At 61.9% G+C, this 24,998-nt stretch carries 16 protein-coding genes; all 16 read left to right on the forward strand.

All coding sequences use genetic code 11. The annotated features are described in order from the left end of the window. The first annotated feature begins 100 nt into the window (after positions 1 to 100). Entirely contained in the window at positions 101 to 2,851 is a 2,751-nt protein-coding gene (locus H582_RS0113865) for an S-layer homology domain-containing protein (RefSeq protein ID WP_028598991.1), read from the forward strand. A 147-nt stretch (positions 2,852 to 2,998) separates the two neighbouring features. Continuing rightward, positions 2,999 to 5,536, forward strand: coding sequence for a hypothetical protein (locus H582_RS0113870; RefSeq protein WP_127464413.1), 2,538 nt, complete (start codon positions 2,999 to 3,001; stop codon positions 5,534 to 5,536). 135 nt (positions 5,537 to 5,671) lie between these two features. Further along, a complete protein-coding gene (locus tag H582_RS0113875; RefSeq protein ID WP_127464412.1) occupies positions 5,672 to 6,274 on the forward strand; it encodes a hypothetical protein in 603 nt (200 codons plus the stop codon). A 113-nt stretch (positions 6,275 to 6,387) separates the two neighbouring features. Beyond that, the gene (locus H582_RS0113880; protein ID WP_028598994.1) at positions 6,388 to 6,660 is read left to right on the forward strand and encodes an alpha/beta-type small acid-soluble spore protein; all 273 of its coding nucleotides are present in this window, start codon (positions 6,388 to 6,390) and stop codon (positions 6,658 to 6,660) included. Between the two features lie 251 nt (positions 6,661 to 6,911). Continuing rightward, positions 6,912 to 8,117, forward strand: coding sequence for a methionine adenosyltransferase (metK, locus tag H582_RS0113885; protein ID WP_028598995.1), 1,206 nt, complete (start codon positions 6,912 to 6,914; stop codon positions 8,115 to 8,117). A gap of 153 nt (positions 8,118 to 8,270) precedes the next feature. Next, positions 8,271 to 12,644: an Ig-like domain-containing protein gene (locus H582_RS0113890; RefSeq protein WP_164820127.1), complete on the forward strand. Its 4,374-nt coding sequence runs from the start codon at positions 8,271 to 8,273 to the stop codon at positions 12,642 to 12,644. 200 nt (positions 12,645 to 12,844) lie between these two features. Then, positions 12,845 to 15,610: a stalk domain-containing protein gene (locus H582_RS0113895; protein WP_084137285.1), complete on the forward strand. Its 2,766-nt coding sequence runs from the start codon at positions 12,845 to 12,847 to the stop codon at positions 15,608 to 15,610. Positions 15,611 to 15,741: 131 nt separating this feature from the next. Further along, complete coding sequence (locus H582_RS0113900) at positions 15,742 to 16,908, forward strand: sensor histidine kinase (RefSeq protein ID WP_101807633.1); 1,167 nt, start codon at positions 15,742 to 15,744, stop codon at positions 16,906 to 16,908. 8 nt (positions 16,909 to 16,916) lie between these two features. Then, positions 16,917 to 17,645 carry a response regulator gene (locus H582_RS0113905; RefSeq protein WP_028598999.1) on the forward strand — a complete coding sequence of 243 codons (729 nt, stop codon included), beginning with the start codon at positions 16,917 to 16,919 and terminating at the stop codon, positions 17,643 to 17,645. Positions 17,646 to 18,032: 387 nt separating this feature from the next. Then, positions 18,033 to 18,584, forward strand: coding sequence for a glycosyltransferase family protein (locus tag H582_RS0113910; protein ID WP_028599000.1), 552 nt, complete (start codon positions 18,033 to 18,035; stop codon positions 18,582 to 18,584). 279 nt (positions 18,585 to 18,863) lie between these two features. Continuing rightward, entirely contained in the window at positions 18,864 to 20,951 is a 2,088-nt protein-coding gene (locus tag H582_RS27635; RefSeq protein ID WP_052333251.1) for a helicase-related protein, read from the forward strand. A 12-nt stretch (positions 20,952 to 20,963) separates the two neighbouring features. After that, positions 20,964 to 21,977 (forward strand): ComF family protein, encoded by a 1,014-nt coding sequence (locus tag H582_RS27640; RefSeq protein WP_052333252.1) that lies wholly within the window; start codon positions 20,964 to 20,966, stop codon positions 21,975 to 21,977. 133 nt (positions 21,978 to 22,110) lie between these two features. Beyond that, positions 22,111 to 22,509, forward strand: coding sequence for a flagellar protein (locus tag H582_RS0113925; protein WP_028599001.1), 399 nt, complete (start codon positions 22,111 to 22,113; stop codon positions 22,507 to 22,509). 147 nt (positions 22,510 to 22,656) lie between these two features. Next, positions 22,657 to 22,920: a flagellar biosynthesis anti-sigma factor FlgM gene (flgM, locus tag H582_RS0113930; RefSeq protein ID WP_028599002.1), complete on the forward strand. Its 264-nt coding sequence runs from the start codon at positions 22,657 to 22,659 to the stop codon at positions 22,918 to 22,920. 24 nt (positions 22,921 to 22,944) lie between these two features. Continuing rightward, the gene (locus H582_RS0113935; protein WP_028599003.1) at positions 22,945 to 23,442 is read left to right on the forward strand and encodes a flagellar protein FlgN; all 498 of its coding nucleotides are present in this window, start codon (positions 22,945 to 22,947) and stop codon (positions 23,440 to 23,442) included. Between the two features lie 14 nt (positions 23,443 to 23,456). After that, complete coding sequence (flgK, locus tag H582_RS0113940; protein ID WP_028599004.1) at positions 23,457 to 24,998, forward strand: flagellar hook-associated protein FlgK; 1,542 nt, start codon at positions 23,457 to 23,459, stop codon at positions 24,996 to 24,998.

Genomic DNA, 24,998 nt, shown 5'->3' on the forward strand with positions numbered 1-24,998 from the left:
TGGGAAGGGGGTGACACAACAGATGAGTACAAAGAGCACTCATAGTTCTACCAAACACTCTCACATACTTAAGCAAGTTAGAGGAGGAGACAAAAAGGTTATGAAGAAAAGTTTATCCCTGGTCGTTACTGGCGCACTCGTAACTTCCGTATTCGCAAGCTCCGCTTTCGCGGCTGAACTGTCCCCACAACAGAAATTCGACGCTCTGAAGCAAGCGGGCATCCTGACGGGCTATCCGGACGGAACGGCCGGCCTGACGAAGAACATCACGCGCGCTGAGTTCTCCAAAGTCCTCGTTCTGCTCAACGGCCTGACGGAAGACGCCGCTGCAGCCAACTACAAGGACGTAGCAGCAACTCACTGGGCGAAAGGCTTCATCGGCGCTGGCACGAAAGCTGGCTACCTGAACGGCCTTGGCAACAACCTGTTCGGACCTTCCCAGTCCCTGACGGTTGAGCAAGTAGCCAAAACGCTCGTTATCGCAGCAGGCCTGACGCCTAAAGCGGACGCAGCTGTTTCCGGCGCGGTAAGCGCTTGGGCAAAAGGCTACGTAGCAGCTGCTATCGAAGCCGGCCTGATCGATTCCGCCGCTTCTTACAAAGTAGCCGCTACTCGCGGTCAAGTCGTTGAAGCAATCTACGACCTTTCGGATGCAGCTGTATCCGTCAAGTCCGCTGTTGCTGTCGACGCTACGAACATCGAGGTTACTTTCTCCGACAACCAAGTCGTGAAGCAAACGCTGACGACTCCACTGGAAGTTGGCAAAGAAACGACGGTTTCCGTTTCCTACAACGGCAAATCCTACGATGTGAAAGTGACGCTTCAAGCAGTTAAAGCAACGGAAGCGGCTCAATCCGGCGCCAAAGCAATCACGGTTAAATTCAACCGCGTGCTGACGGCTACGGAAAAAACGTATCTGGATGGCGGCTACACGCTGAAATCCAACCTGTCCACGTTCCCTGTGACGGCTAAATACGCTGACGACAACAAATCCGTTGTTCTGTCCGCTGTATATCTGCCGGTAGGCGACTACACGCTGACGGTAAAAGGCACGGACGCTCCGTTCGCGGTTAAAGTTGCTGCAAGCGTAACTTCCTCGATCGAAGTAACGTCCCCTGCTCTTCAACTGGCTGACAATGTCGATCTCGGCGTTAAAGTCTACAACCAGTTCAAAGAGGATGTAACGGCTACGACTAGCACTTACATCACGGCTGTAAACACGACGAAGACGAATGCTGCTCTTACGGTTACAGGCGGCAAGGTCAACCTTAAGACGGCTGGAGCTGCTTCTGGCGATAAAGTCCTCGTGACGGCATTTGTCCCAGCTACGGGTCTTAGCACGAACAAAACCATTCCGGTCGTAACGGGCTCGACGGCCACTGTCCTGGAACTGGGCGAAGTTCAGCCGCTGGCTGGCAAAGCTCGTATCTCCGCTGGCGAAACGGGTCTTATCGTTCCGCTGACTCTGAAAGATGCAAGCGGTCAAGCGCTGACGCTCACGGCTGGCGATATCGACTTTAAAGCCGGCGTTGCAGCTGATACGTACACGAGCTGGAAAGAAAAAGACGGTCTGATCTTCTACAACAGCGACAACCGTGTTGTTGAGAAAATTACCGTGGACAGCAAAGGCGTTCTGAAATTCACAGCTAAAGCTGCCGGCTCCACGACGCTGACGGTTAGCAACCCGAGCGCCGGTCTTGCTAAGTCCATCGTTATCACCGTTGCAGGCAACTCGGTTGTGAAAGATATTCAACTGGGTGCACCAAGCTCGCTGGTCGTAGCCGGTGAAGAAGTGGTCTTCCCGTTCGTAGCTACCGATATCTTCGGTCAAGAAGTTAAAGGTACGGCTCTGAGCACGGACCAAATCGACATCTCCGGTGCAAACATTGCTGAAGGATACCCTAAGGTGAACGCTAAGGGCGAGCTCGTCCTGAAGTTCACGAAAGATGGCTACTCCTACCTGGTTGCTCGTGGCAAAGTCGCTACCTCCGTACCTTCTACGCTTGGCGTGACGGTTCAAAAAGCTTCTAATGTCGTAGGCGTAAACGGCATTAAAGATGTCGTAACGACGCTGGAAGACAATGCTACGGTTACGCTGAAAGGCGATAACATCGTACTGGTTGATAACTATGGACGTACGAAGACGGCAACAGCTGCAGAAGCAGCCTATGATGTTGTCCTCTCCGAACAATCCGAAGCGAACCTGCTGAGCTACAACAAAGCAACAGGCGAACTGAAAGCCGCTAACGGCAAATCCGGTTCGGCAAAAGTGACGATCTCTTCTGGATCCGCTGAAGTATACACCTTCACGGTAACGGTTGTTGATTCCGCTGACGTCAAATCCTTCTCGATCGATTCGATCGGTGCAGCATTTGCAGCTAAGACGGCTGGAGCTTACTCCAAGACGATCAAACTGTCGGGTAAAACGGCTTCCGGCGAAGCAGTCGCACTGGCTAAAGCTTCTGCTGACTTCGTAACCAGCTCCGAGCCTACTGTGCTGAAAGTTGAGTCTGACTTTGCACTTACAGGTCAAAAAGCGGGTAAATCGACGGTTACTGCATATGTGGGCAACACAGCTGTAGCAACGCAAGAAGTGACTGTTTCCGAAGATGCTCCAGTGGCTAAAGAAGTAACGCTGAAGCAAAACGGCAACAAAATCACGGCTACGGTTAAAGACCAATATGGCATCGCGATCAGCCCAATCGGATACTTCTCCTCCTCGACGCCTTCGCTGGTAACGGTTGATCAAGCTGGCAACCTGTCCCCAGTCGCTGGTAAAAAAGGAACGGCTGTTATCACGTACACGACGAGCAACAACGTGTCCGGTACGATCACGGTTGAAATCGGCTAATCTAAGGCCTCATCCCCAAAGAGCAAGCAGGATTCCCTGCTTGCTCTTTTTTTGTTGCACAAAAGTTGGAGCAAGCGGTAAATAACAGAAACAAAGGAGACTCTCTCTGCGTCTAAATGCTATATGGATTCAGGAGGGTATGACGACGTGAAGCATAACTGGATGAAAAGCGGATTGACCGCATTGACTGCAGCAGGCTTGCTGCTGGGCGGTACGATAGCGGAAAGCGGAATGCAAGTAGCCTATGCAGCGAAGAGCGTTACGCTGTCGGGACAAGCAGTTGGCTTGACGGGAGGCTCGCTGAGCATAAGGGACGCCCATTTCCTCATGCAGGACAAGGGTAAAGTGTTAGCCTATACGGTCGTGATCACGAATAAAAGCTCGAAATCTATGGATCTGCTGGATTACTGGATTCGTGTAAAATCCAAGTCAGGCAAGTCTTTCAAGGCTACGGTCGTTGAAGGAGACAAGGAGAAGACATCCGTTCCTGCCAACAGTACGCAATATATGACTTATTATGCGGTCGTCGATTCAGCGACCAAGCTTACGGATCTATCCTTTGACATCATCAAGTGGGATTTCTCTTCCTCCAACTATGAAAAAAGACTGGGCACGATTTCATATCCTTCCCAAGGCACCGACAGGATCGCAGCCTTTCAGCCAGGCGTCATGCTATACGGCAGCGGCAAGCTCAAAGGAGCGGTCAAGCAAGCCTACATATCCAAAGACAAGGACAATGGCTATGTCACCGTCAATTACTTGCTTGAGAATGTAGGACAACAAGTGATTGACTTATCCAAGCTGACGTTCAACATTCAGACGGAAAGCCTTTCGGTCTATAACGTTTCATCTCCCAGCCTGGAAACGATGACGATCCAGCCGAGAGAGAGGAAAATCATTACGCTTCGTTCGACGCTTCCTTTAGCTGTCGTCGCAAAGCCGCTGACTCTCGTTCCTTCCTTCAATGACGAGGCGACAAAGCTCAAGCTCCCGACAGGCGTCTTTCAATTGCCGGCGTTGAAAGTGCAGTCCGCTTCGACTGCGGGTCAGCCTCGGAGCATCTATTTAGAGGGACAGCCGGTCACGACGAAAGCCGGAAACGCCATCATCAGCCAAGATGCCGAGGGACAGTCCGTGTCGCTTGAGTTTTCGCTCACCAACACGGGATCGACTGCAGTCGCAGCGGGGGCCTTCGATTTCTATCTTGTGACTGGCAACGGCAAGAGCTATGCTTTGACTTATGCCAAAGAAGAAAACGCGAGCCTGCTGCCAGGGATCGGCAAGTCGTTGGCGCTGACGGGGACGCTGCCTGCGGAAGCAAGTCTGACTGGCGCCGAGCTGGTCATGAAATCGTTGGCGACGGATAAAGAAAAGTCGTATGTCATTGCCTCCTATGCCGTCGAAGCCGCCTCCTTGGAAGGCGGACTGGGAACTGCGTTCAGCTATAAGGATTACAGCATCCAATTGAAAACCGTGACTCGAACTTCCGGAGTCGAGCAGGACAAGCTGGTCGCTGGCATCGCCATTACGAACAACAGCAAGGTTGCGAAGCAGATTCCAGCCCTCGGAGGCTACTTTATGGTCAACGGCGTCAAGATCGGAACCGAGCAGAAAGCGATCGGTCTGGATTCTACGCTTGTACTCGCTCCCGGATCCAGCTACGAGGCTGTCGTGGCCGCAGATATTCCGTACAGTACGTCCATCAGTCAAATCGCCTTTGTCGCTACGGAATCAGCCGCGGACAAGCCAGGCAAGATGCTGTATCAATTTACGGGACAGCAACTGTCGGAGATCCCGGTTATCGGCAATCTCACGGACTACGTCATCTCTGGAAGCGGGCAAAAAGCGACGATCAAGCTTAAACGCAATGCCGTTTATAAAGGCGTAGGCACTCAAACCTTCTATGCGGAGTTCGAGGGAATCAATCAGGAACCGCGAGCAACCGCGATCGCCAAGCTGGGCGGGTACCTGGTCGATAAAAACGGCTTGATCGTACCGGTCCAGTACGCCGAAGTCAAAGAGCGGATTAGTTCGGGAGGCAAGGCACTCGTCTCCGCATGGTCTGCCCTTCCGCGCGCCTTTGACGCTAGCGATTACAAGCTTGTCATCGGACAGGCGATCGGTACGGAGCCCGCCGCTCCACCTGCAGGGGAGAATGGAGGTTCGGGAACGGGCACGAACGCAGGCTCGGTCACCTCTCCGCTTCTGGTCAAGCCGGTTTCGTTCCAGCTCGGACAGACGAACGAGAGTGTGGCGGATCAAGTAAAAGAACTGAAAGTTGGCGGCTTCGGATTGTCGCTGGCTAAGACGAGTGCTTTCTATGATGTCAAAGATATGTACAACGTCGCCGGACTTAAACTGGAGACCGTCTACTCGCTCGGACGAGATGCAACTTATGAGGCCATCGCCGGAACGCATAAAATCAAAGTCGAATTTGTCAATCAGGACACCAATCAGCTCACTTATTCCAAAACGTTTGACCTTGCTGCGGCTTTGGAAGGGTCCCAAGACGAAGTACTGAAAGAGGGTACGGACATTCCTCTCAAAATATTGTTCAATGATCCGGAGATTCAAAACAAAGTCCGCACCAATAGCAAATTCAAGCTTAATATTTATGATGTTTTCCAGGGATCGTCGATTCTGATTGCTTCCCAGGAAATGAACTGGTTCTTGATCAACAATTAATGATTTGAGCGAAGCCGAAAAAGCCGTGCCTGAGCGCGCGGCTTTTCTGCTTGATTCCATCGGGCTCATAGACAATTCGACAGCCTTTTAGTAGAGTCGGGATATTGGCGGAGTCTGGTTTAGGAGGAGATTACATTGAAAAGAAGAACACAGGCAACAGCAGCGCTCGCATTGGCCGCAGCGATTGGAGTCGGTACCCAGTGGCAAGCCATTCTCAAGACGTGGAACGGAGAGGCCTTTGCCGCCTCTTCGAGCACCTCCGCCTCGGTCGGCACTGTGCCGGGCACGGCGGACGATCCGGTCGTCACCAAGAGCTATGTCGATCAAAAGATCGCCGAAGCGCTTAAGGGAGGAGCGACAGCTCCGACCAGCACGCCGTCGCCGTCACCGTCGCAGGCGCCGTCCTCGGCTCCGACGGCGACGCCGGGCGCAGGCGGAGGAAGCTCCGACGAAGGCGGCGTCAAGGTCATCAACGTGCCGCTGGGCAAAACGCTGATCGCTGCCGACGGTACGGAGGTCGTCGTGCGGGGCGGCAAGGCGGTTGCCTATAGCCCGGACAGCAACGGCATCGCCGACGTCACGGCGGGCATCGACATCAAGTCCGGCTCGAGCGTGCCGCAAAACCATCTGATCCTGTTTCCTCGGGGCGGGAGGGGCGTAGGCTCGGCGGACGGCATGAAAGTCGGCCTGACCGTCATGGTGCGCGGGGCTTATGAGATCAAGACGATCGAGAAGTAAGCGGGGATATTTTTCCCGAAGTGGCAACAGGTTATACGCGTAGCGGACGCGGCGCGGCGGCAAGCTACTAGCACATCCTTATCTATCCCAATCCTTTGGAGGTGCTTGGTGCAATGGCAAAGACAAACCGCGTCGTCGTCCCTGCATGCAAGGAAATGCTCAATCAGATGAAATATGAAATCGCCGGCGAGCTGGGCTTGTACTCCGCACCGGCTCCTGGCTCTGCGGATACGGAATTTGCTGGCGAGCTCGGCGCATCCGGACCGGCATCCGCTCCTGGCTCGATCCACTGGTCGTCGCTGGCGACTCGCCAAGCCGGCTCGGTCGGCGGCGAAATTACGAAACGTCTGGTCGCCAAAGCCGAGCAGTCGATGCTTGGCCTGTAAGCGGGAATTTCGGTGAGAGGCAAGGCGAGTTCACGATCTGTTCACAGCTGAACCCGCCTTGCCGCACTTGCCGCTCGAGTCCTTAGAACCAGGATCCGGCAAGGGATTCCGTCCATTGACACGATCCGACAGTTGGGCTATCATAGTGTCCTAGAAGAGTTGTCTACCCGACCTTTTCCAATGGGAAAAGGTTGATTTTTTGTTAAGACATCATCCTTTTCTCATTCCATGGTTCTAGGAGGTCGATCAGCTTGTCCCTTAAAGGAAGACACCTGTTTACTTCGGAATCCGTAACGGAAGGCCATCCCGATAAAATATGCGACCAGATTTCTGACGCAGTTCTCGACGCTTTCCTTGAAGTGGATCCCCATGCCCGCGTAGCTTGCGAGGTATCCGTAGCGACCGGTCTCGTACTCGTCATCGGCGAGATCAGCAGCCGCGCGGACTATGTCGACATCTCCGCGATCGCGCGCCGCACGATCAAGGAAATCGGCTATACCCGCGCCAAGTACGGCTTCGACTCTACGACCTGCGCCGTGCTGACCTCGCTCAACGAGCAGTCGGCCGACATCGCTCAAGGCGTCAACGCCGCGATCGAGACGCGTGAGGGCAAAGACGTCCATCAGGAAAACGAAGACATCGGCGCCGGCGACCAAGGCCTCATGTTCGGCTTCGCGACGAACGAGACGCCGGAGCTGATGCCGCTGCCGATCGCGCTGTCGCACCGCATCGCCCGCCGTCTGGCGGAAGTGCGCAAGAACGGCACCCTCGACTACCTCCGTCCGGACGGCAAGACGCAAGTCACGATCGAATACGACGAGAACGGCAAGCCGGTCCGCGTCGATACGATCGTCGTCTCCACGCAGCATGACGAGAAGGCGACGTTGGAGCAGATTCAAAAGGATATCCGCGAGCATGTCATCGCTCCGGCCGTGCCGGCTGAATGGCTTGACGCAGAGACGAAATACTTCATCAATCCGACGGGCCGTTTCGTCATCGGCGGTCCTCAAGGCGATGCCGGCTTGACCGGCCGCAAAATCATCGTCGACACCTACGGCGGCTACGCTCGTCATGGCGGCGGCGCATTCTCCGGCAAGGATCCGACGAAGGTCGACCGTTCCGCCGCTTACGCAGCCCGCTATGTGGCCAAGAACATCGTTGCCGCTGGCCTGGCCGACAAGTGCGAGATCCAGCTGGCTTACGCGATCGGCGTAGCCAACCCGGTTTCGATCAACGTCGACACCTACGGTACGGGCAAAGTGGCCGAGGAGAAGCTCGTGGAGCTCATCCGCGCCAACTTCGACCTGCGCCCGGCCGGCATCATCAAGATGCTGGACCTGCGTCGTCCGATCTACGGCAAGACCGCTGCCTACGGCCACTTCGGCCGTACGGACATCGATCTTCCGTGGGAGCGCGTGGACAAGGCTTCCCTGCTCAAGCAGGAAGCGCTGGTCTAAGCAAGATTGCAAGCAGAGCCTCTGTCTCCATTTCATGGAGCAGGGGCTTTTTTGCGTTCAGATGCTATCGCTTTCTCCATTTTTCCTAAACATTCCCTGCGCAGCGACCGACAAAGTAACTACGAATGTTCAATCGGGGAGTGGAAAATGGTCGTGGGAAAACGATTGTGGTTGAAAGGAATCGTCGCTCTGCTTGTACTGGCGCACACGGCTTTGCCTGCAGCCGGATTGACGGCAGGCACCGCGTACGCGGCCCAAGGGGGGCCGGTCGCAGCAGGCAAATATCCGGCCGACGACGCTGCGGCGGCGCCGGCGAACGCCAGGCTTTCGCTCTATTTCGACGAGCCGGTCTTGAAAGGCAACGGGGCGGCCGTCATCTCGATCCGCAAGGTTGCGGACAACTCCGAATGGGGGCGCTACGCCGTCTCGGACAGCCGGGTGACGGTCGATCCGTCCAACTCGTCCCTCGTGACGATCCAGCCGGAGCGTCCGTTCGAGGCGAGGCAGTCCTATTATGTGCTGATCGACAGCGGCAGCTTCGTCAGCCAGTCCGGCAGCGGCGCTTTCGCCGGCATCTCGAGCGCGACGGAGTGGAATTTCACTGCAGCCGAGCCGGATACCTCCGCGCCTGTTGCGACGGACTATAGCCCGGGCTCCGGCCAAGGGGACGCGTCGGTCTTTTCGGCGCTGCGCATTACGTTCAACGAAGCGGTGTTCCCGGCTGCGGGCTTCCTGCAACTGACGAACGCCTCGACCGGAGACAGCGTGCCGATCGGCATCACCTCGACGCTGGTCAGCGGCGGGGGGACGAACGTTCTGTCGATCGCGCCGCCAAACGGCTTGCTGCCGAGCCAGTCATATACGGTGAGCGCTCCGGCTGGCCTGTTCCAGGACGGCTCGGGCAACCGCTCCGGATCGATCGGCTGGAGCTTCCGGACGGCGGCTTCGCCGATCGGGGTGACGGGGATGAATCCGACAAATGGCACCCAAGGCGTGGACGTCCGGACGGAGCTGAAGCTCGTCTTCGACAAGCCGGTCAGCCCGAACAGCAGCTCCGCCGCGCCTAAGCGCATCGAGCTCAAGAAGGTATCCGACAACAGCACGGTCCAAAGCTGGACGGCGGATCAGCTGAGATACGCCGATGACGGGAGGAGCGCGATCCTCCCGCATAACGGCCTCGCCGGCAGCACCGCTTATTATGTGCTGGTCGATGCCGCCGCATTCCGCAGCGGCGACCTGCTGTTCGCCGGCATCCGCGACGCGGCGGCGTGGACGTTCACGACCCGCGCGGTCAGCGACAGCAAGGGGCCGTCGCTGACCGGCCTGTCTCCCGGCAACGGCGAGACGATCGCCGCGGGGGACAGCAAGCTGGCGATGAGCTTCGACCGCGCGGTCTACCCGGGCACGGGCAGCTTCGTCCTCCGCAGCGCCCAGGACTCGGCGATCGTCGCGACGATCCCGGTCACGTCCGAGCAGGTCGCGGGCTTCGGCAGCAGCCGCATCGCGATCGATCCGCGCATCTCCTTCCAGGAAGGAGCGCGCTACTATGTCGAGATCGGCACGCAGGCGATCCGCGACGCGGCGGGCACGGCTTATGCCGGCCTGGCAGGGAGCTCGGCATGGAGCTTCACGGCGACCCGCGACTGGACGCCGCCGTCCGTCCTGACGCTGCGTCCGGCGAGCGGCAGCGACTCGGTCTCGACGATTGCCGCGTTCGAGGCGGTGTTCACGGAACCGGTGCGGTTGAGCGACGGCTACCAGATTCTGATCCATAAAGCCGGCTCGTCCGATACGTACACGGTCAAAGCTCAAGTGACGGCCGATCGGCCGGATACGGTCGTCATCCGTCCGGACGCGCCGCTGCCCGGCGGCGGGGAATACTACATGGAGATCGGCGTGAACAGCATCCGCGATGCAGCCGGCAACGGCTTCGGCGGCATCCTCAACGAGTACCAATGGCGATTCAAGACGCTGCGCGCCACGACAGCGGCGCCCGCGCTCAGCAAGGTCGAGATGCTAAGCCCGTCCAAGATTCGCCTTACCTACGACAATGAGCTCGATTCGTCAGCGGTGCCTTATCCCGCGAGCTTCTACGTGACGGTCAACGATGCTTCCGCGGCGCGTGAGATCAGCCAGGCGAGCGTTTCGGGCAATACGGTCGTGCTCGAGCTGCGCAGCGGCATTCTGAACGGGCAGAAGGTGACCGTCGCTTATACCGCTCCGACCGATCCTGGCAGCATGCGGGCAATCCGCGGCCTTGGCGGAGCTCGAGCGGCCGGATTCTCCGGCCGCCAGGCGACCTACGATGCTTCGGCGGCTCAGCCCAAGCTGACCGGAGGCAGCGTGGCGGGGAGCCAGCTGCGGCTGACGTTCAGCGACGCGCTCGGCGCCGCGAAGGCGGACTGGGCTTCGCAGTTCGCCCTTTATGTCAACGATCGCTACCATTCGCTCAGCGAGCCGGCCGTTAACGGCAACGTGCTGACGTTCAAGCTGGCCTCGGCGGCAGGCGGCGAGGGCGGCGCCTACATCAACTATGCGCCTGGCACGAATCCGGTCATGGACCAGTCGGGCAACCTGCTGGCGGCATTCAGCGGCGCCTATATCCAGAACCTGCTCGATACGAGCCGGCCGGTGCTCACCGGCGTGGCCGCAGCAGGCAGCAAGGTCACCTTGACGTACAACGAAGGACTGAACGGATCGCTGCTGCCGCTGCGCAGCCAGTTCGCCGTCCTGAGCGGCACGAGCTCGATGAGCATCAGCGGCGTCTCCGTGGAAGGCAACAAGCTTATCCTGACGCTGGCGAGCTCGCTGACGGCCGGCACGTCGGTCAAGGTGAGCTACGTCCAGGGCGTGCCTCCGCTCGCCGATCTGGCGGGCAATCCGGCCGAAAGCTTCAGCAACCGCGAGGCGGGCGTCAGCGGCACTTATCCGGTGTTCCTGTCGGGCAGCGCCTCCGGCGCGGCCGTGACGCTGCTGTACAGCATGCCGCTGGATCCGGCCGCCGTGCCGGGGCCGTCCCAGTTTTCGTTCCGCGCCGGCGGCACGCTCATCCCGGTGTCCAGCGTAAGCGTCTCCGGCTCCGTCGTCACGCTGCTGCTGGGCAGCTCGGTCGCGCCGGGACAGACGCTGACGCTGACGTACAGCCCGCCGACCTACAATCCGCTGCGCCTGGCGGGCGGCGATGCGGCGGCGGCGCTCTCCTCCGTCGCGATCGCCAACCTCGGCGCAAGCGACGGCTCCGGCAGCGGCGCCGGAGGCGGCACGGGCAGCAAGGCTCTGGGCCAGCTGACGGAGCTGGACGTTTCGACCAGCCCGGACGTCTCCCCGGCCGGCCGCGTCGCGACCCGCTATACGGTGCTCAACGAGCGGCTGGCGGCCGCTTACCAGGCCGCGCGCGCCGCCGGCCAGTCCAAGGTGAGCTTCCAGGTGCCGGATACGAACAAGGCAGGGCTGGTCGCTCTCCCGCTGGCCACTCTGCAGCAGATGATGAGCGCCAGCAACGCTTCCTTCGAGATCCAATTCGATACGCTGACCGTGGAGCTTCCTTTGCAGGCGATCGATTATGAAAAAACCGCCAAGCTGCTCAATGCGGGCGGCACGACCGGCTATCTGCTGCTCTCGCTCGATACGAGCGCAAGCTCGCTGGCCGGCACGCTGCAGTTCGCGATGAGCCGCGCCAGCGCCAGCCTGCTGGCCGGGCCGATCAGCATCGACCTGTCGCTCGTCAGCGGCAGCAGCACGACCAAGGTCGCCTACAGCGGCCTCAAGCGGATGATGACGACGACGCTCCGCTCCGCGTCCGTCATTCCGGCGGCGCAGGCCGCAGGCGTCTTCTACGATCCGGAGACGAGCCTGATGAGCTATGTCCCGACCAAGACGCAGAGCGCGGGCAGCGGCTCGGCTGTCGTGCTGAAGCACCGGGACGGCGGCGTCTTCGTAATCGCCAGGGGCAGCGCGGTGCTGAGCGACATTGCCGGCCACTGGGCCAACAACGACATCTCGACGCTGGCCGCCAAGGCGATCGTGCGTCCGCGCACGAACAGCTCGTTCGAGCCGAAAAAGACGATCACCCGCGCGGAGTTCGCCGAATTCGTCTCGCGCGCGCTCGGCCTGAAGGGCAATACGGCCGCCGCCTCCTCGGCCTCCCGCGATACGAGCGGGCTCGGCGCGGCTGCCGCCTATATCGGCGCCGCCTCCGCCGCCGGCATCGTCGAGGGCGCAAGCGGCCAGTTCCGGCCGAATGATCCGGTTTCCCGCCAGGAGATGGCCGCGATGATCATCCGCGCCGTCGAAGCGGCGGAGATGAAGATCATCCCGCCTCAGCAGGAGCAGAACTACCTCGAGAAGTTCAAGGATCGCGGCAAGATCGGCAGCTGGGCCAAGAGCTACGCGGCCAAGGCGGTCTACATCGGCGTGCTGAACGGCCAGACGGCGGATCAATTCGTTCCGGCCGGCAAGGCGACGAGAGCGGAGGCTGTCGTCATGATCAAGCGCATGCTGCAGTACCTGAACATGATCGACGTCTAGGCGATCTCTACTGTGACTTGTTTTTCCGCCGGCCTGGCAGCAGGCCGGCTTTTGCTATTTTCATAGAAAAAGACATTCAACCTCGCAAAGGTGAAAAGACTATTCTATCGCCTCGTAACTTTTCTCTATTCTGGAAGTCTATTCATTCGTGTGCTAGACCAATCGAATGAAGGCAAACAGATAGGAGAGCTGCATTTCATATGAAACAGGCAAGCCGCATCAACCGCCGCAACGACGTCCGAGCCGCCGCCCCGTCTCCGGAGCGGAAGTCGCCGCGAGGCGTCTTCGTCCGCCGCGTGCTCGTAAGCACGCTTGGAGCCGCGCTCGTCATCCAGCCTCTGGCCGCGCTCGCGCCGCAGCTGCCCGGAGCGATGAGCATCCTGTCTCCCGTCGGCCGGGCCGAAGCCGCCAGCTCCAAGCTGACGGTCGTCAGCCAGGAAATGATCACCTCCGGCGCCCAGCGCATCGACTACCTCTGGAAAGGAATGCGCAGCGGCGCATCCGTCCAGTCCAATATCCATGTCATCAAGATCGACCTGAACGATCCGCATGTGAGCCTGAACGCCATCAACGGAAAGCAGGGCGTCGTCACCGGCCGCAGCAGCGTGCTGAACATGGCCAAGAACGCCGGCGCGGTCGCCGGCATCAATGCCGACTATTTCCAGACGGCCTCCTCCGACGGAGCGCCGATGGGCGCGCAGATCAGCGGCGGATCGCTGCTCGTCAGTCCGATGCAGCTGACCGGCATGTACATGTTCGGCGTCACCAAGGACCGCAAGGCGGTCATCGACCGCTACGCCTTCCAAGGCAGCGTGACGGCCGGGGACGGCTCGACGTTCGCGCTCAGCGGCATGAACCAGTCCTCCTACACCACGGAGTTTCCGACCAAAGGCTACTCGCATGCGAACGCCCTCTATCTGTACACGAGCGCCTGGACAGAGGCGAGCCGTCCTGCGGGGGCGAGCTACGCCACCCCTACGGAGGTGCTCGTGCAAGGCGGCGTCGTGCAGCAGATCTCGGAGGGCTCCGCGCTCCAGACGACGCCTCCGGCGGACGGCTTCATCCTGCGCGCGCACGGTACGGCGGCCGCTTACGTGCGGGAGCATCTGCAGATCGGCCAGCCGGTCAGCGCCGACTATCGGCTGCAGTCGCTGACGACGCAGCAGACGGTCGATCCGGCCAGCTTCGAGACGATGGTCGGCGGCCATACGATTCTCGTCGAGAACGGCAAGGCGGCGGCGTTCTCCCGCAGCGTCTCCTCGATCAGCGGCTCATCCGCGCGCTCGCGTACGGCAGGCGGCTATTCGGCGGACGGACGCACCGTGTATCTCGTCACGGCCGAGGACAACGGCAGCAGCTCCGGACTGACGCTCGCGGAGCTGCAGTCGGTGCTCGTCGAGCTCGGCGTCAGCAAGGCGGTCAACTTCGACGGCGGCGGCTCGACGACGATGGTCGCTCGTCCGCTCGGCGAATTCGGCCTGCAGCTCGGCCATCCGACGGAATACGGGACGACGATGCGCCAGGTGTCCAACGGGCTCGGCGTGTTCACGTCCGCGCCGCAGGGCGCGATCAAGGGCATCAAGGCGAGCGGCTCGGGCGTGCTGTTCCTCGGGCAGTCGGCCGCGTACGAGCTCAAGGCGTACGATCAATACTACAATCCGCTCGATCCGGCAGGCCTCGGCGCGAGCTGGAGCGCCCAAGGCATCGCGGGCAGCTGGAGCGGCAATACGTTCACCGCGTCCAAGACGGGAACCGGCTCGATCACTGTCAAATCCGGCTCGGCGACGGACAAGCTGCCGGTCGTCGTCGTGGGCTCGGACGCGATCCAGTCGCTGAAGATCGGCACCGCCCAAGGCGCGCTCGAGGCGGGCACGCAGCTGGACGTGCCGGTGACGGCGACGCTCAAGGACGGCGGCACCTACACCTTGCCTTCCGAGGCGGTCAAGTGGGAGTTCCGCGGCTTCACGGCGGCCCGCAGCGGCGACAAGCTGACGGTGCAGAGCGTGTCTGAGGGCGCGCAGGTCGGATATGCCATCGCCCGCTATGACGGCTTCTCCGCGCTCCTGACGCTCGCCAAGGGAAGCGGCAGCCGGCAGCTGGCCGACTTCGACAAGCTCCAGCCGGCCTTCTCCTTCACCTCGACCGCCGGGGTGACAGGCTCCGCCCAGCTGACGAGCGGACTGGCCGCGGAAAACGGCACCGGCGCGCTGAGCCTCGGCTACGATTTCACGAGCGGCTCGACCGATACGCGCGCGGCTTATGCCTCGTTCGGAGCCGGCGTCCCGATCGACGGGCAGCCGACCTCGCTTTCCGTCGACGTGTTCGGCGACGCCAGCCTGAACTGGGCGCGCGCCGAGCTGACGGACGCCGCCGGCGCGAAGCATCTGCTCACGCTGTCCAAGGCGGTCGACTGGACCGGCTGGCGCACGATCAAGGTGCCGCTGTCGGAGTCGGGCACAGCGGTGAAATATCCGGTCAAGCTGACCCGCCTTTACGTCGCGAGCCTCAAGGACGGCGCGGACGAGCGCGCGGCGGCGGGCACGATCGCTTTCGACAACGTCTCCGTCGACGCTCCGGCGTCGGTGCCGGAGCCGGCCAAAGCGAAGATCGAGATGAGGGCCGGTAGCAAGACCGCGATGATCGACGGCAAGACGACCGCTCTCGACTCCGCTCCTTACATCCAGAACGGCGTGACGTACTTGCCGCTGCGCTTTGTCGCGAGCTCGCTCGGCAGCACGGTCGATTACGAGGCGGCGTCGAAGCGCGTCTCCGTGCTGAGAGGGGCCAAGCTGCTGGAGCTCGTCATCGGCAGCAAGGATTTGGTCGTAAACGGCGTCCGCGCGGCGGCTCCGGCCGCTCCGATCGAACGCGGAGGAAGGACTTTGGTCCCGATCCGCGTCGTCTCTGAGCAGATGGGACTATCCGTAAAATGGGACGGCGCGACTAAGCGGATTACCGTCGAATGATAGACTTCCTCGCGGGGAGCCTATGGTATGATAGAGAGTGACCTGTTGACGCGAGGCGCTGCCGTCCTAAGGGACAGCAGCGCCGTTTCGTCGCTTATGCAGGATTATCCAGCTACAGAAAGGCAGCTGTGATGCAGGTGGACAATCGCATTGTGGATATCGACCGGGTCATCAAAAACGCGATCCAGGTCATGGAGGACAGCAAATACCAGATCTATGAAATCTGCGAATCCGCGCGCAAGGAGATGCTTACGCTCGAGCAGGAGCTGAACCAGGTGCTCCAGGATACCGTCCAGACGATCGACAAGGTCGACAAGCTGGAGATGGAGTATCGGCTTGCCCGCATCCGGCTGACCGAGGTGAGCCGCGACTTCGTGCGCTATAAAGAGGAAGACATCAAGAACGCCTATGAAAGGGCGACCCAGCTGCAGCTCGACCTGATGGTGTACCGCGAGAAGGAGACCTATCTCAAGGCGCGCCGCGACGACCTGCAGAAGCGGGTGAAAAACGTCGAGAGCTCGGTCGAGCGGGCCGAGACGATCCACTCTCAGATCAACGTCGTGCTGGAGTATTTGGCCGGCGATCTGACGCAGGTGACCCGCATTTTGGAGTCCGCCAAAAACCGCCAGCTGATCGGCCTCAAGATCATTCTGGCGCAGGAGGAGGAGCGCAAGCGCATTGCCCGGGAGATTCACGACGGCCCGGCGCAGTCGCTGGCCAACCTCGTGCTGCGGACAGAAATTGCAGAAAGAATGCTGGTAAAGCAGGAATTTCAGATGGTGCAGCACGAATTAGTAGACTTAAAGGCGCAGGTCCGGTCAGGACTAGAAGAAATTCGCAAGATTATATTCAATTTGCGACCGATGGCGCTAGATGATTTAGGACTTGTTCCCACTTTGCGTAAGTATGTGCAGGATTTTGAGGAAAAAACACGAATTCATACGGTGTTCGAGACGATCGGGCGGGAAATCCGCCTCCCTTCGGCCATGGAGGCGGGCATCTACCGTCTGGTTCAAGAGGCGTTCACGAATGCGATGAAGCATGCCAGCGCCAGCTACGTTTCGTTGGAGCTGACCTACCAGTCGCAGATGGTGAAGATCGCCGTCCAGGATAACGGGATCGGCTTCGACGCCGAGCTCATCGAGTCGAGAGCCAAGATCAACTCTCATTTTGGCCTGATGGGGATGCGCGAGCGCGTCGAGCTGCTGGAAGGCCGGCTGGAGCTCGAATCGTCCAGCGGCCAGGGCACCAAGATCACGATCCATATCCCGACAGGCGTGGATCAGCGAAAGGAGTAGCAATGCATATGGACCTGAACGCAGCAGGAGGCAAGCGCAAGATCAAGCTGCTGATTGCCGACGATCATCAGCTTTTCCGGGAAGGCCTCAAGCGAATTCTCAACATGGAAGACGACCTGGAAGTGATCGGGGAATGCAGCGACGGAATTCAGGTTCTGGAGTTCTGCAATCAGCAACAGCCGGAAGTCGTGCTCATGGACATCAATATGCCGATCGAGAACGGCGTCGTCGCGACCGAGCGGCTGCGGGACCTGTTCCCGCACATCAAGGTCATCATCCTCTCGCTCCATGACGACGAGAGCTACGTCTTCGAGACGCTTCGCAAGGGAGCGACCGGCTATCTGCTCAAGGACATGGAGGCGGAGTCGCTCATCAACGCGATCCGCTCCGTCGTGCAGGGCCATGCCTATATCCATCCGAAGGTGACCGGCAAGCTGATCAACCAGCTGCGCCGAATGACCTACCTCGACGAGATGGGCGCCGGCACCGGGGCGGCGGCCGGACGCGAGACCGGCGTGAAGTTCGTCGCCGGCGAGAACAACCCGCTCACCCGCCGCGAGGCCGAGGTGCTTCGCCTGATGGCGGAGGGCAAGAGCAACAAGATGATCGGGGAGTTCCTGTTCATCAGCGAGAAGACCGTCAAGAACCACGTCTCCAGCATCCTGCAAAAGATGGAAGTCGACGACCGCACGCAAGCCGTCATCAACTCCATCAAGTACGGCTGGGTCACGCTCTAGCGCGAGACGAGCGAGAGGCGGCTCGTCCGAGGCGGGCGAGCGCAGGCCGGAGCCCGGCCCGGACGGATCCAAGCGGCTTCGGGCGCAAGCGCGAAAGCTACATAGCAAGGACGCTTCGGCGCGAAGCAGCTGAAGCGCAAGCGGTGAAAAAAGAAGAAGGGCTGCGGCCCTTCGCGTACGAGCCCCGGGAGCGATTCCGGAGGCTCGTTTTTTTTGGCATGCGCTCGGAACGAAAGGACGGAGCTGCGCTCATGACGCCATGAAGCCTCCTCGCCGTAACGCCTAGGCTGCCTTCGGCATACGGTACCGTATCAGGCTCCGGAGCGCCGGCGCGAAAGGGCGGATCGGCCCGGCGCTCTCGCTTCGGCTGGCAGAGGAGGAGACGGGATGTACGAAATCTTGATCGGCGTCATCGCCTGTTACGGAGCGGCCGTGGCAACGGTCCACCTTTTCTGGAGAAGAGCATCCAGGCGGCCGCAGTCGGAGAGCCATTTCATCTTGTTGACCCGGGACGACGAGACGGTCATCGAGCACTGCCTGCGCTCGCTGCAGTCGCATGCGCGGAAATCCGGCATTCCGGTGAAGATCACCGTCTGGGACCAGGGCTCCCAGGACGGAACGGCCGAGATCGTGCGCCGCTGGAACGGCTCGATCCAGTGGGTCGGGCCGGAGCGCGCGGCGGACGGCGAGAGCGCGGTCCGGGAAGCGGAAGCATGGCGGGCCGGCTCTCCGGATGCGGAGCGGCCGGGGGAAGCCGGGCTGTCCGCCGCGGAAAGCATGGACCCGCCGCCGGCAGGGCGAAAGGCCGATTCGGAGTCCCGCAAAGGCCGCGAGCAGATCCTTTGGTCGCTGCGCGCCTCGGGCATCGTCAGCGAACTTGATCAGCCGATTCTCATCGACATGAAAAGCGACGAGGACTGGAGCAAGCTTCCTTTTTGAAGTCGGCGGCAGCGGACCGTAGAGCGTCGGGTCTTGCGGGAGCGCGTTTCTCGGCGACAGGAGGGACGGCGGGAATTCGAGCGTGCAGACGCGACGGGAAGAAGGCGCAGATGCGGAGCGACGAAGCTTTGCTTGCAGCCGTGCGCCGAGACAGGTATACTGATGTCATATGAAAGGCGCGGGTGAAGCACACCCTCGGCGGGAAACCGTCTGAGGGTGTGCTTTTTTTTTCGTTGTCCGGCCGGGCTGCCCGCAGCGGCGGGCAGGAGGAGGCGTTAAGTGAAAGCGACGCTGTATCTATATTTGGATGCCGACAAAGGCTGGCTGGCTTCCGCGACGCTGGACGCGGAAGTCGACCGGCTGTGGCGGCTTGACGCCGAATGGGCGGCGGAGGCCGCGAAGGAAGCGGGAGCATCGCCTCCTCGGCCGGCGGAGGCGATGCTCGTATGCGGCGCGCCCTTGCCGCTGGGGGCGGCCTATGAGGCTGCGGCGAGCTGGAACCGGCATGGGCCGGTGCCGGCAGGAGCCGCTTGTCGCGAGCAGCTCCTGCGCGCGAGCCGGCCTGCCGCGCCGGGAGGCGCGGCGCCGCTGCGCCTGCCGGAGGCGGCGGAGGCGCTGCGCCGCCTGGCGCGCGCGGCGCTGGCCCCGGACGGGCCGGAACGGCCGTCCGGGGAACCGCCCGTGACGGCGGCGATGCCCCGTCACGGGAGCGGCGGCGCAGCCGCGGCGCTGGCGCGGGCGGCGTGCGCAGCCGCCCGCGCGCTGCGCGGCCGCGCCCTGCTGCGCGGCGAGGCGCAGGCGCGGCTGGCCGCCGCAGGCGCCGGCAGCGACGCCGCGCTGCAGCTGGCGGCGCTGCTCGGCCGGCTGCGCCTCGGCGGCGCCGTCGCCGCGGGCCGCTGCCAGCGCTGCGGCAGCGGCGAGGCGCAGCTGCTGCGCACGGCCTGCGGCGCGTGCGGGAGCAGCCGCTGCGCGAGCTGCCAGGCCTGCCTGGCGCTGGGCCGCAGCCGCGAATGCGGGCTGCTCGTGCTCGGCATGCCGGCACAGGCCGGGCGGGGCGGAGCAGGGCTTGCCCCGCCCGAGCAGCTGCCCCCCGCGGCAGAACGGCTGCGCCGCTGGGGGCTCAGCCCTGCGCAGAGCGCCGCGGCAGCCTCGGCGCTCGCCTTTCTCGAGCGGCCGCTGCAGCCGCCTCCCGCTCTCGGCCTGCGGCCGCGGCTGGCCGCGCTCATGCGCGCGGCTTTGCCGTCCGCCGGCTTGCTTCGCCTGCCGCCTCTTCATCGCGGCGCCGCAGCCGCTGCCGGCCGCTTATTCCGGCGGACGCGCCGTCACAAGCCGGCAGAGCCGCATCCGTCCTTCCTGCTCTGGGCGGTTACCGGCGCGGGCAAGACCGAGATGATCTTTCCGCTGCTCGAATCCGTGCTGAGCCGAGGCGGCCGAGCGCTCGTCGCGACGCCGCGCCGGGATGTCGTGCTCGAGCTCGAGCCGCGATTGCGCCGCGCCTTTCCCGACACGCCGCCCGTCACGCTGTACGGCGGCAGTCCGCAGCGCGAGGAGGACGGGCGGCTCACGCTTGCCACGACGCATCAGCTGCTGCGCTTTCGCGAGTCGTTCGACCTGATCGTGCTCGACGAGCTCGACGCGTTTCCGTTCGCGGGCGACGCGATGCTGCACGAGGCGGCAGCGCGCAGCGGCGCCGCAGGCTCGCGCACCGTGCTGCTGACGGCTACGCCGCCTCCGTCGCTGCAGCGGCTCGCGCGGCTCGGCCGGCTGCCGCATGCCAAGGTGCCGGTGCGCTACCACCGCCATCCGCTGCCCGTGCCGCGCCTGCTGCGGACGCCGTCCGCTCTCGGCATGGCGGCTGCCGGCCGCATGCCGTCCTCGCTGCGGCAGGCGATGGCCCGTTCTCTCGATCGCGGCGCGCAGCTGTTCGTCTTTGTCCCCGCCATCCGGTCGGCGGAGCCGGTCGCCCGGCTCATCCGCAAGCTCTTCTCCGATCGGGGCGAGGTGGCGGCGACGCATTCGCAGGACCCCGAGCGAGCGGACAAGGTCGTCCGCTTCCGGCAGAAGCAGCTTCGGGTGCTCGTCACCACGACAATCCTGGAGCGGGGAGTGACGATCCCGGTCAGCGACGTGTTCATTCTCGACGCCGACTCCCGCATCTTCGACGAAGCTTCGCTCGTCCAGTCGGCAGGCCGGGCGGGAAGATCCGCCGCCGATCCGCAGGGCTTCGTCTGGTTCGCGGCCGCCTCGCCCAGCGCCTCGCAAAAAAGGGCGATCCGCCAGATCCGGCTCATGAACCGGGCGGCGCGCAAAGCGGGCTATCTCCTGTCTGGATCGGCTTCATCCCGACGCTTCCATTCTACCTTTTAAGGAGTGATCCACATGACGATGCAACCTGCCGGCGGCGCGCTCCTTTCCGAGACGCGTCCTCCGAAGCGTTCCGGAGAGCCTGCTGCCGATGATCGATTCCTGCGGCTTTCCGAGCGGGAAGAAGGAGAGGGCCCGGCGCGGCTCTATCCGCTGGCAAGCCCCACATGGCCGTCAAAGGCGCTTCGCGGGCTGCTGGGGCTGCTGGCACCTGCCCGCTCCGCTTGCGGGCTTTGCGGGAGAGGCTTCGCTCCCAGCCGGACGTCTCTTGCCGGCCTGCCGGAGGAGCTGCCCCGCTCCTGGAGCGACAGCGTCTGCGGCTCCTGCCGCAGCTCGATTCCTTGGATCCTGCGCATCCAATGCCAGGTATGCGGCCGTCCGGATTCTTGCGGCGACTGCTGCCGCCGAACCTCGGCGGGCTTCATCCGCAGCCGTAGCGCCGTCCGGTATACGCTGGAGATGCGCCAGCTGCTCGCCCGCTACAAGTACCGGGGCGAGGAGGCGCTTCAGCCTTGGCTGGCCGACATGCTGCTCCCGGCCTATGCCGCGCTGGCCGCGGAGCTGCGGCTCGCGGACCGGCTGACCGGCAGGCTGTCGGACCGGCTGGACCCCGACGCGCGAAAAGGAAAGGAGCCGTTCGATCTCGTCACATCCGTGCCGGTCAGCCGGCAGCGGCTCGCCGAGCGGGGCTTCAACCAGGCGGAGCGTCTGGCCGCCTCGCTCGCCGTCCGCGCCGGGCTGACGGCGAGGCCGCTGCTCGAGCGCAAGGAGGAGCGCGGCAAGATGAGCGCCAAGACGAGGAGGGAGCGGCTGATCGCGGCCGAGGGGCTGTTCGAGGCGGCGCCGGAAGCGGCCGGGATCCTTCGGCTGCTCGCCGCGCGGGACCCGGAACGCCGGAGGCCGCTGCGGCTGCTGGTCGTGGACGACATCTATACGACGGGAGGCACAATGGACCATTGCGCGCTTGCGCTGCAGCGCTGTTCGCCCGTGCCGATCGATCTGTACGGCCTGACCTGGGCGCGCGCGTGAGCGGCGCCTTTTTTTTGTTTTCCCTTCTCTTCCCTGCGCTGGAAGAACATTCGCTCTCCTTTCATCTCCAAAACCGCCGCATCTCCGCCGATAATAGAAGGAGTAGAACGGGAAACGGAAAGGAACTGGTCCTATGAACCTGGACAATTGTCCGCGCTGCGGCAAGCTGTTCGCCAAAAACTTCCGCGAGGTATGTCCGGCATGCATTCGGGAGATCGACCGCGAATACGAGGCTTGCTGCGACTACCTGCGCAAAAATCGCGGCGCCGCGATTCATGAGCTGTCCGAGCAGACGGGCGTAGCGATCCGTCAGATTACGAAGTTCATCAAGGAAGGACGCATCTCCCTCATGGATGCGCCAAGCCTCAGCTATCCTTGCGAAGTGTGCGGCATCCTGATCCGGGAGGACCATATGTGCGACTCCTGCCGCCAGCGGCTGCGGGGCGAAGTGAAGCGGCTGAAGGATGCGGAGGAAGAAGAGGAGCGCCGTCAGGCAGTTCAAAAAGCCTATCGAATTAAAGATAAGACTTGAGTATGAGACAAAATTCTTGTTTAATCGATAAATATAGGACTTGACAAATAGTCCGACTGCTCTATAAACAAAGGTTTCCGAAGGGCCGATAATAGGGTCAGAGCAGTCCAGGCCGCAATCAGGCCAACCCAATTGAGGTGAACCGACTTGAAAATCAATGAGACCGGCAGGATTCAACCTGTCCACACATACCAGAAGCAGAGCGAAGCGCGGGTTTCGGAGGGCGCCCGTACCCGAAAAACCGACCAGGTGCAGATCTCCGAGGAGGCCAAAGCCATGTTAGCCAGCCGCCAGCCCGAAAGCGCCGAGCGCAAGCAACGCATTCAAGAGCTGAAGAACGAAGTGGCCGCGGGCACGTACCGCGTCGACGCCGGCAAGATCGCCGACAAGCTGTGGGACTACCTGAACTAATCTATTGAAGAACGGATGGGATGTATGACCGTACAGGATCTGATCGAGACGCTCGGGCAGCAGAGCGGCCTTTACCGCGAGCTGCTGGAGCTGGCCGCCGCCAAGACACCCGTGCTGGTGAAGGGGGACGTCGACGCCCTCAGCGCCATCCTGATGAAGGAACGCAAGCTGGCGAAGCGCGCCGAGGAGCTCGAAGTGCGCCGGCAGATGCTGGTCAACATCCATTTCTCCAAGCTCCAGCTGCGCCTTCGCAGCGGCAAGCTCAGCGACCTCATCCGCACGGTCAACCAGCCGGAGGAGAAGCAGCGGCTGTCCGAGCTTCAGGAGGAGCTGACTCAGCTTCTCGATGACGTCAGGCAGCGCAACGAGCACAACCTTGCCCTCACGAAGCAGTCGCTGGAGTTCATCGATTTCTCACTGGAGCTAACGGCGGATGCGCCCTATGACGATTACACCTATGTGCACCCGCAGCTGCATCCGGCCGGAGCCGTCAAGGCGGGCATGTTCGATAGAAAAGGCTAGAGGAGGACCGCCCCATGGCATCCACGTTCCACGGAATCGAAACCGCCAAGCGGAGTCTGTTTACCCAGCAGACGGCTTTGAACACCGTCGGCCACAATATTTCCAACGCCAATACCGCCGGCTACACCCGTCAGCGCGTCGGCATGAGCGCCGCGACGCCGATGGAGCCGTTCGGCTTTTCCCGCTCGACGGCAGCGGGCCAGCTCGGCTCCGGCGTGGAGGCGTCCTCCATCAACCGCATCCGCACCGCATTCCTCGACGATCAGTACCGAAGCGAGAGCAAGTACCAGGGCAGCTGGCAGATCCAGGCCGAGACGCTCGACAAGCTCGAGAAGGTCATCAACGAGCCTTCCGACACGGGCATCCGCACGCTGATGGAGAAGTTCTGGTCGTCCTGGTCCGATCTGAGCAAGGACCCGGAGAACATCACGAACCGCCAGATCGTCAAGCAGACGGCGGTCGCGCTGACCGATTCCTTCAACCAGCTGAGCCGCCAGCTGACCGATCTCGACGCCGACCTGACCGGCAGCGCCGATACCAAGGCGACTCAGGCCAGCTCGCTGCTCGGCTCGATCGCCGATCTCAACGGCCAGATCAAGCGTATGGAAGGACTCGGCGACAACGCCAACGACCTGCGCGACAAGCGCGACCTGCTCACGGATGAGCTGTCCAAGCTCGTCAACGTCACCGTGACGGACACGGACGACGGCTATGTCATCAACATGGGCAATGCCGGCCTCGTCAGCGGGACGGAGGCCGAGACGCTGACCGGAGCGTCGCTCGAAGCCGCCTATCAGGCCGGCGACCTCAGCGGCGGCGAGATTCACGGCACCTTCAAGGCGCGCGACACGAACGTGCGCGGCCTGCGCGACAAGCTCGACCAGCTGGCGCAGACATTGGCCAACGGCGAGTTTCAAGTGACCGTGCCGAAGGGCTCCGTGCTGCCGGGCACGACGGTGCCGCTGACCGAGGATACGGTCATGACCGTACAAGGCATCAACGGCCTCCACAAGCTCGGCTATACGCTTCAGGAGCCGGCCACGGCCGGTCTTGACTTCTTTACCTTTGACGCAGCAGGCGGCGCTTCGGGCATTACGGCCGGCAGCATCCGGCTCAACCCGGCGATCAACGCCGACTCCAACCTGATTGCCGGTTCCATGCGTACGACGACCGACGCCGCCGGCGTCACGACGGTCGTCAAGGGCAACAATACGCTGGCGCTGCTTCTCGGCGAGGCCAAGGACAAGGCGTTCACGATGGATCTGACCTCGACCGGCGGTGCCGTTTCATCGGCCACCATAGGCAGCTATTACAACGCGATGATCGGCCAGGTCGGCGTCCAGTCTCAGGAAGCGCGGCGCCAGTATGCCAACGCCTCCGCGATGGTGGACCAGGCGGACAGCAGCCGCCAGTCCGTCAGCGGCGTCTCCACCGACGAAGAGATGTCCGACATGATCAAGTTCCAGAACGCCTACAACGCCGCGGCCCGCTTCATGACGACGATGGACGAGCTGCTGGAGAAGCTGATTAACGGAACCGGCCAAGTCGGCCGCTAA

Source organism: Paenibacillus pasadenensis DSM 19293 (assembly GCF_000422485.1).
Taxonomy (GTDB): Bacteria; Bacillota; Bacilli; order Paenibacillales; family Paenibacillaceae; genus Paenibacillus_O; species Paenibacillus_O pasadenensis.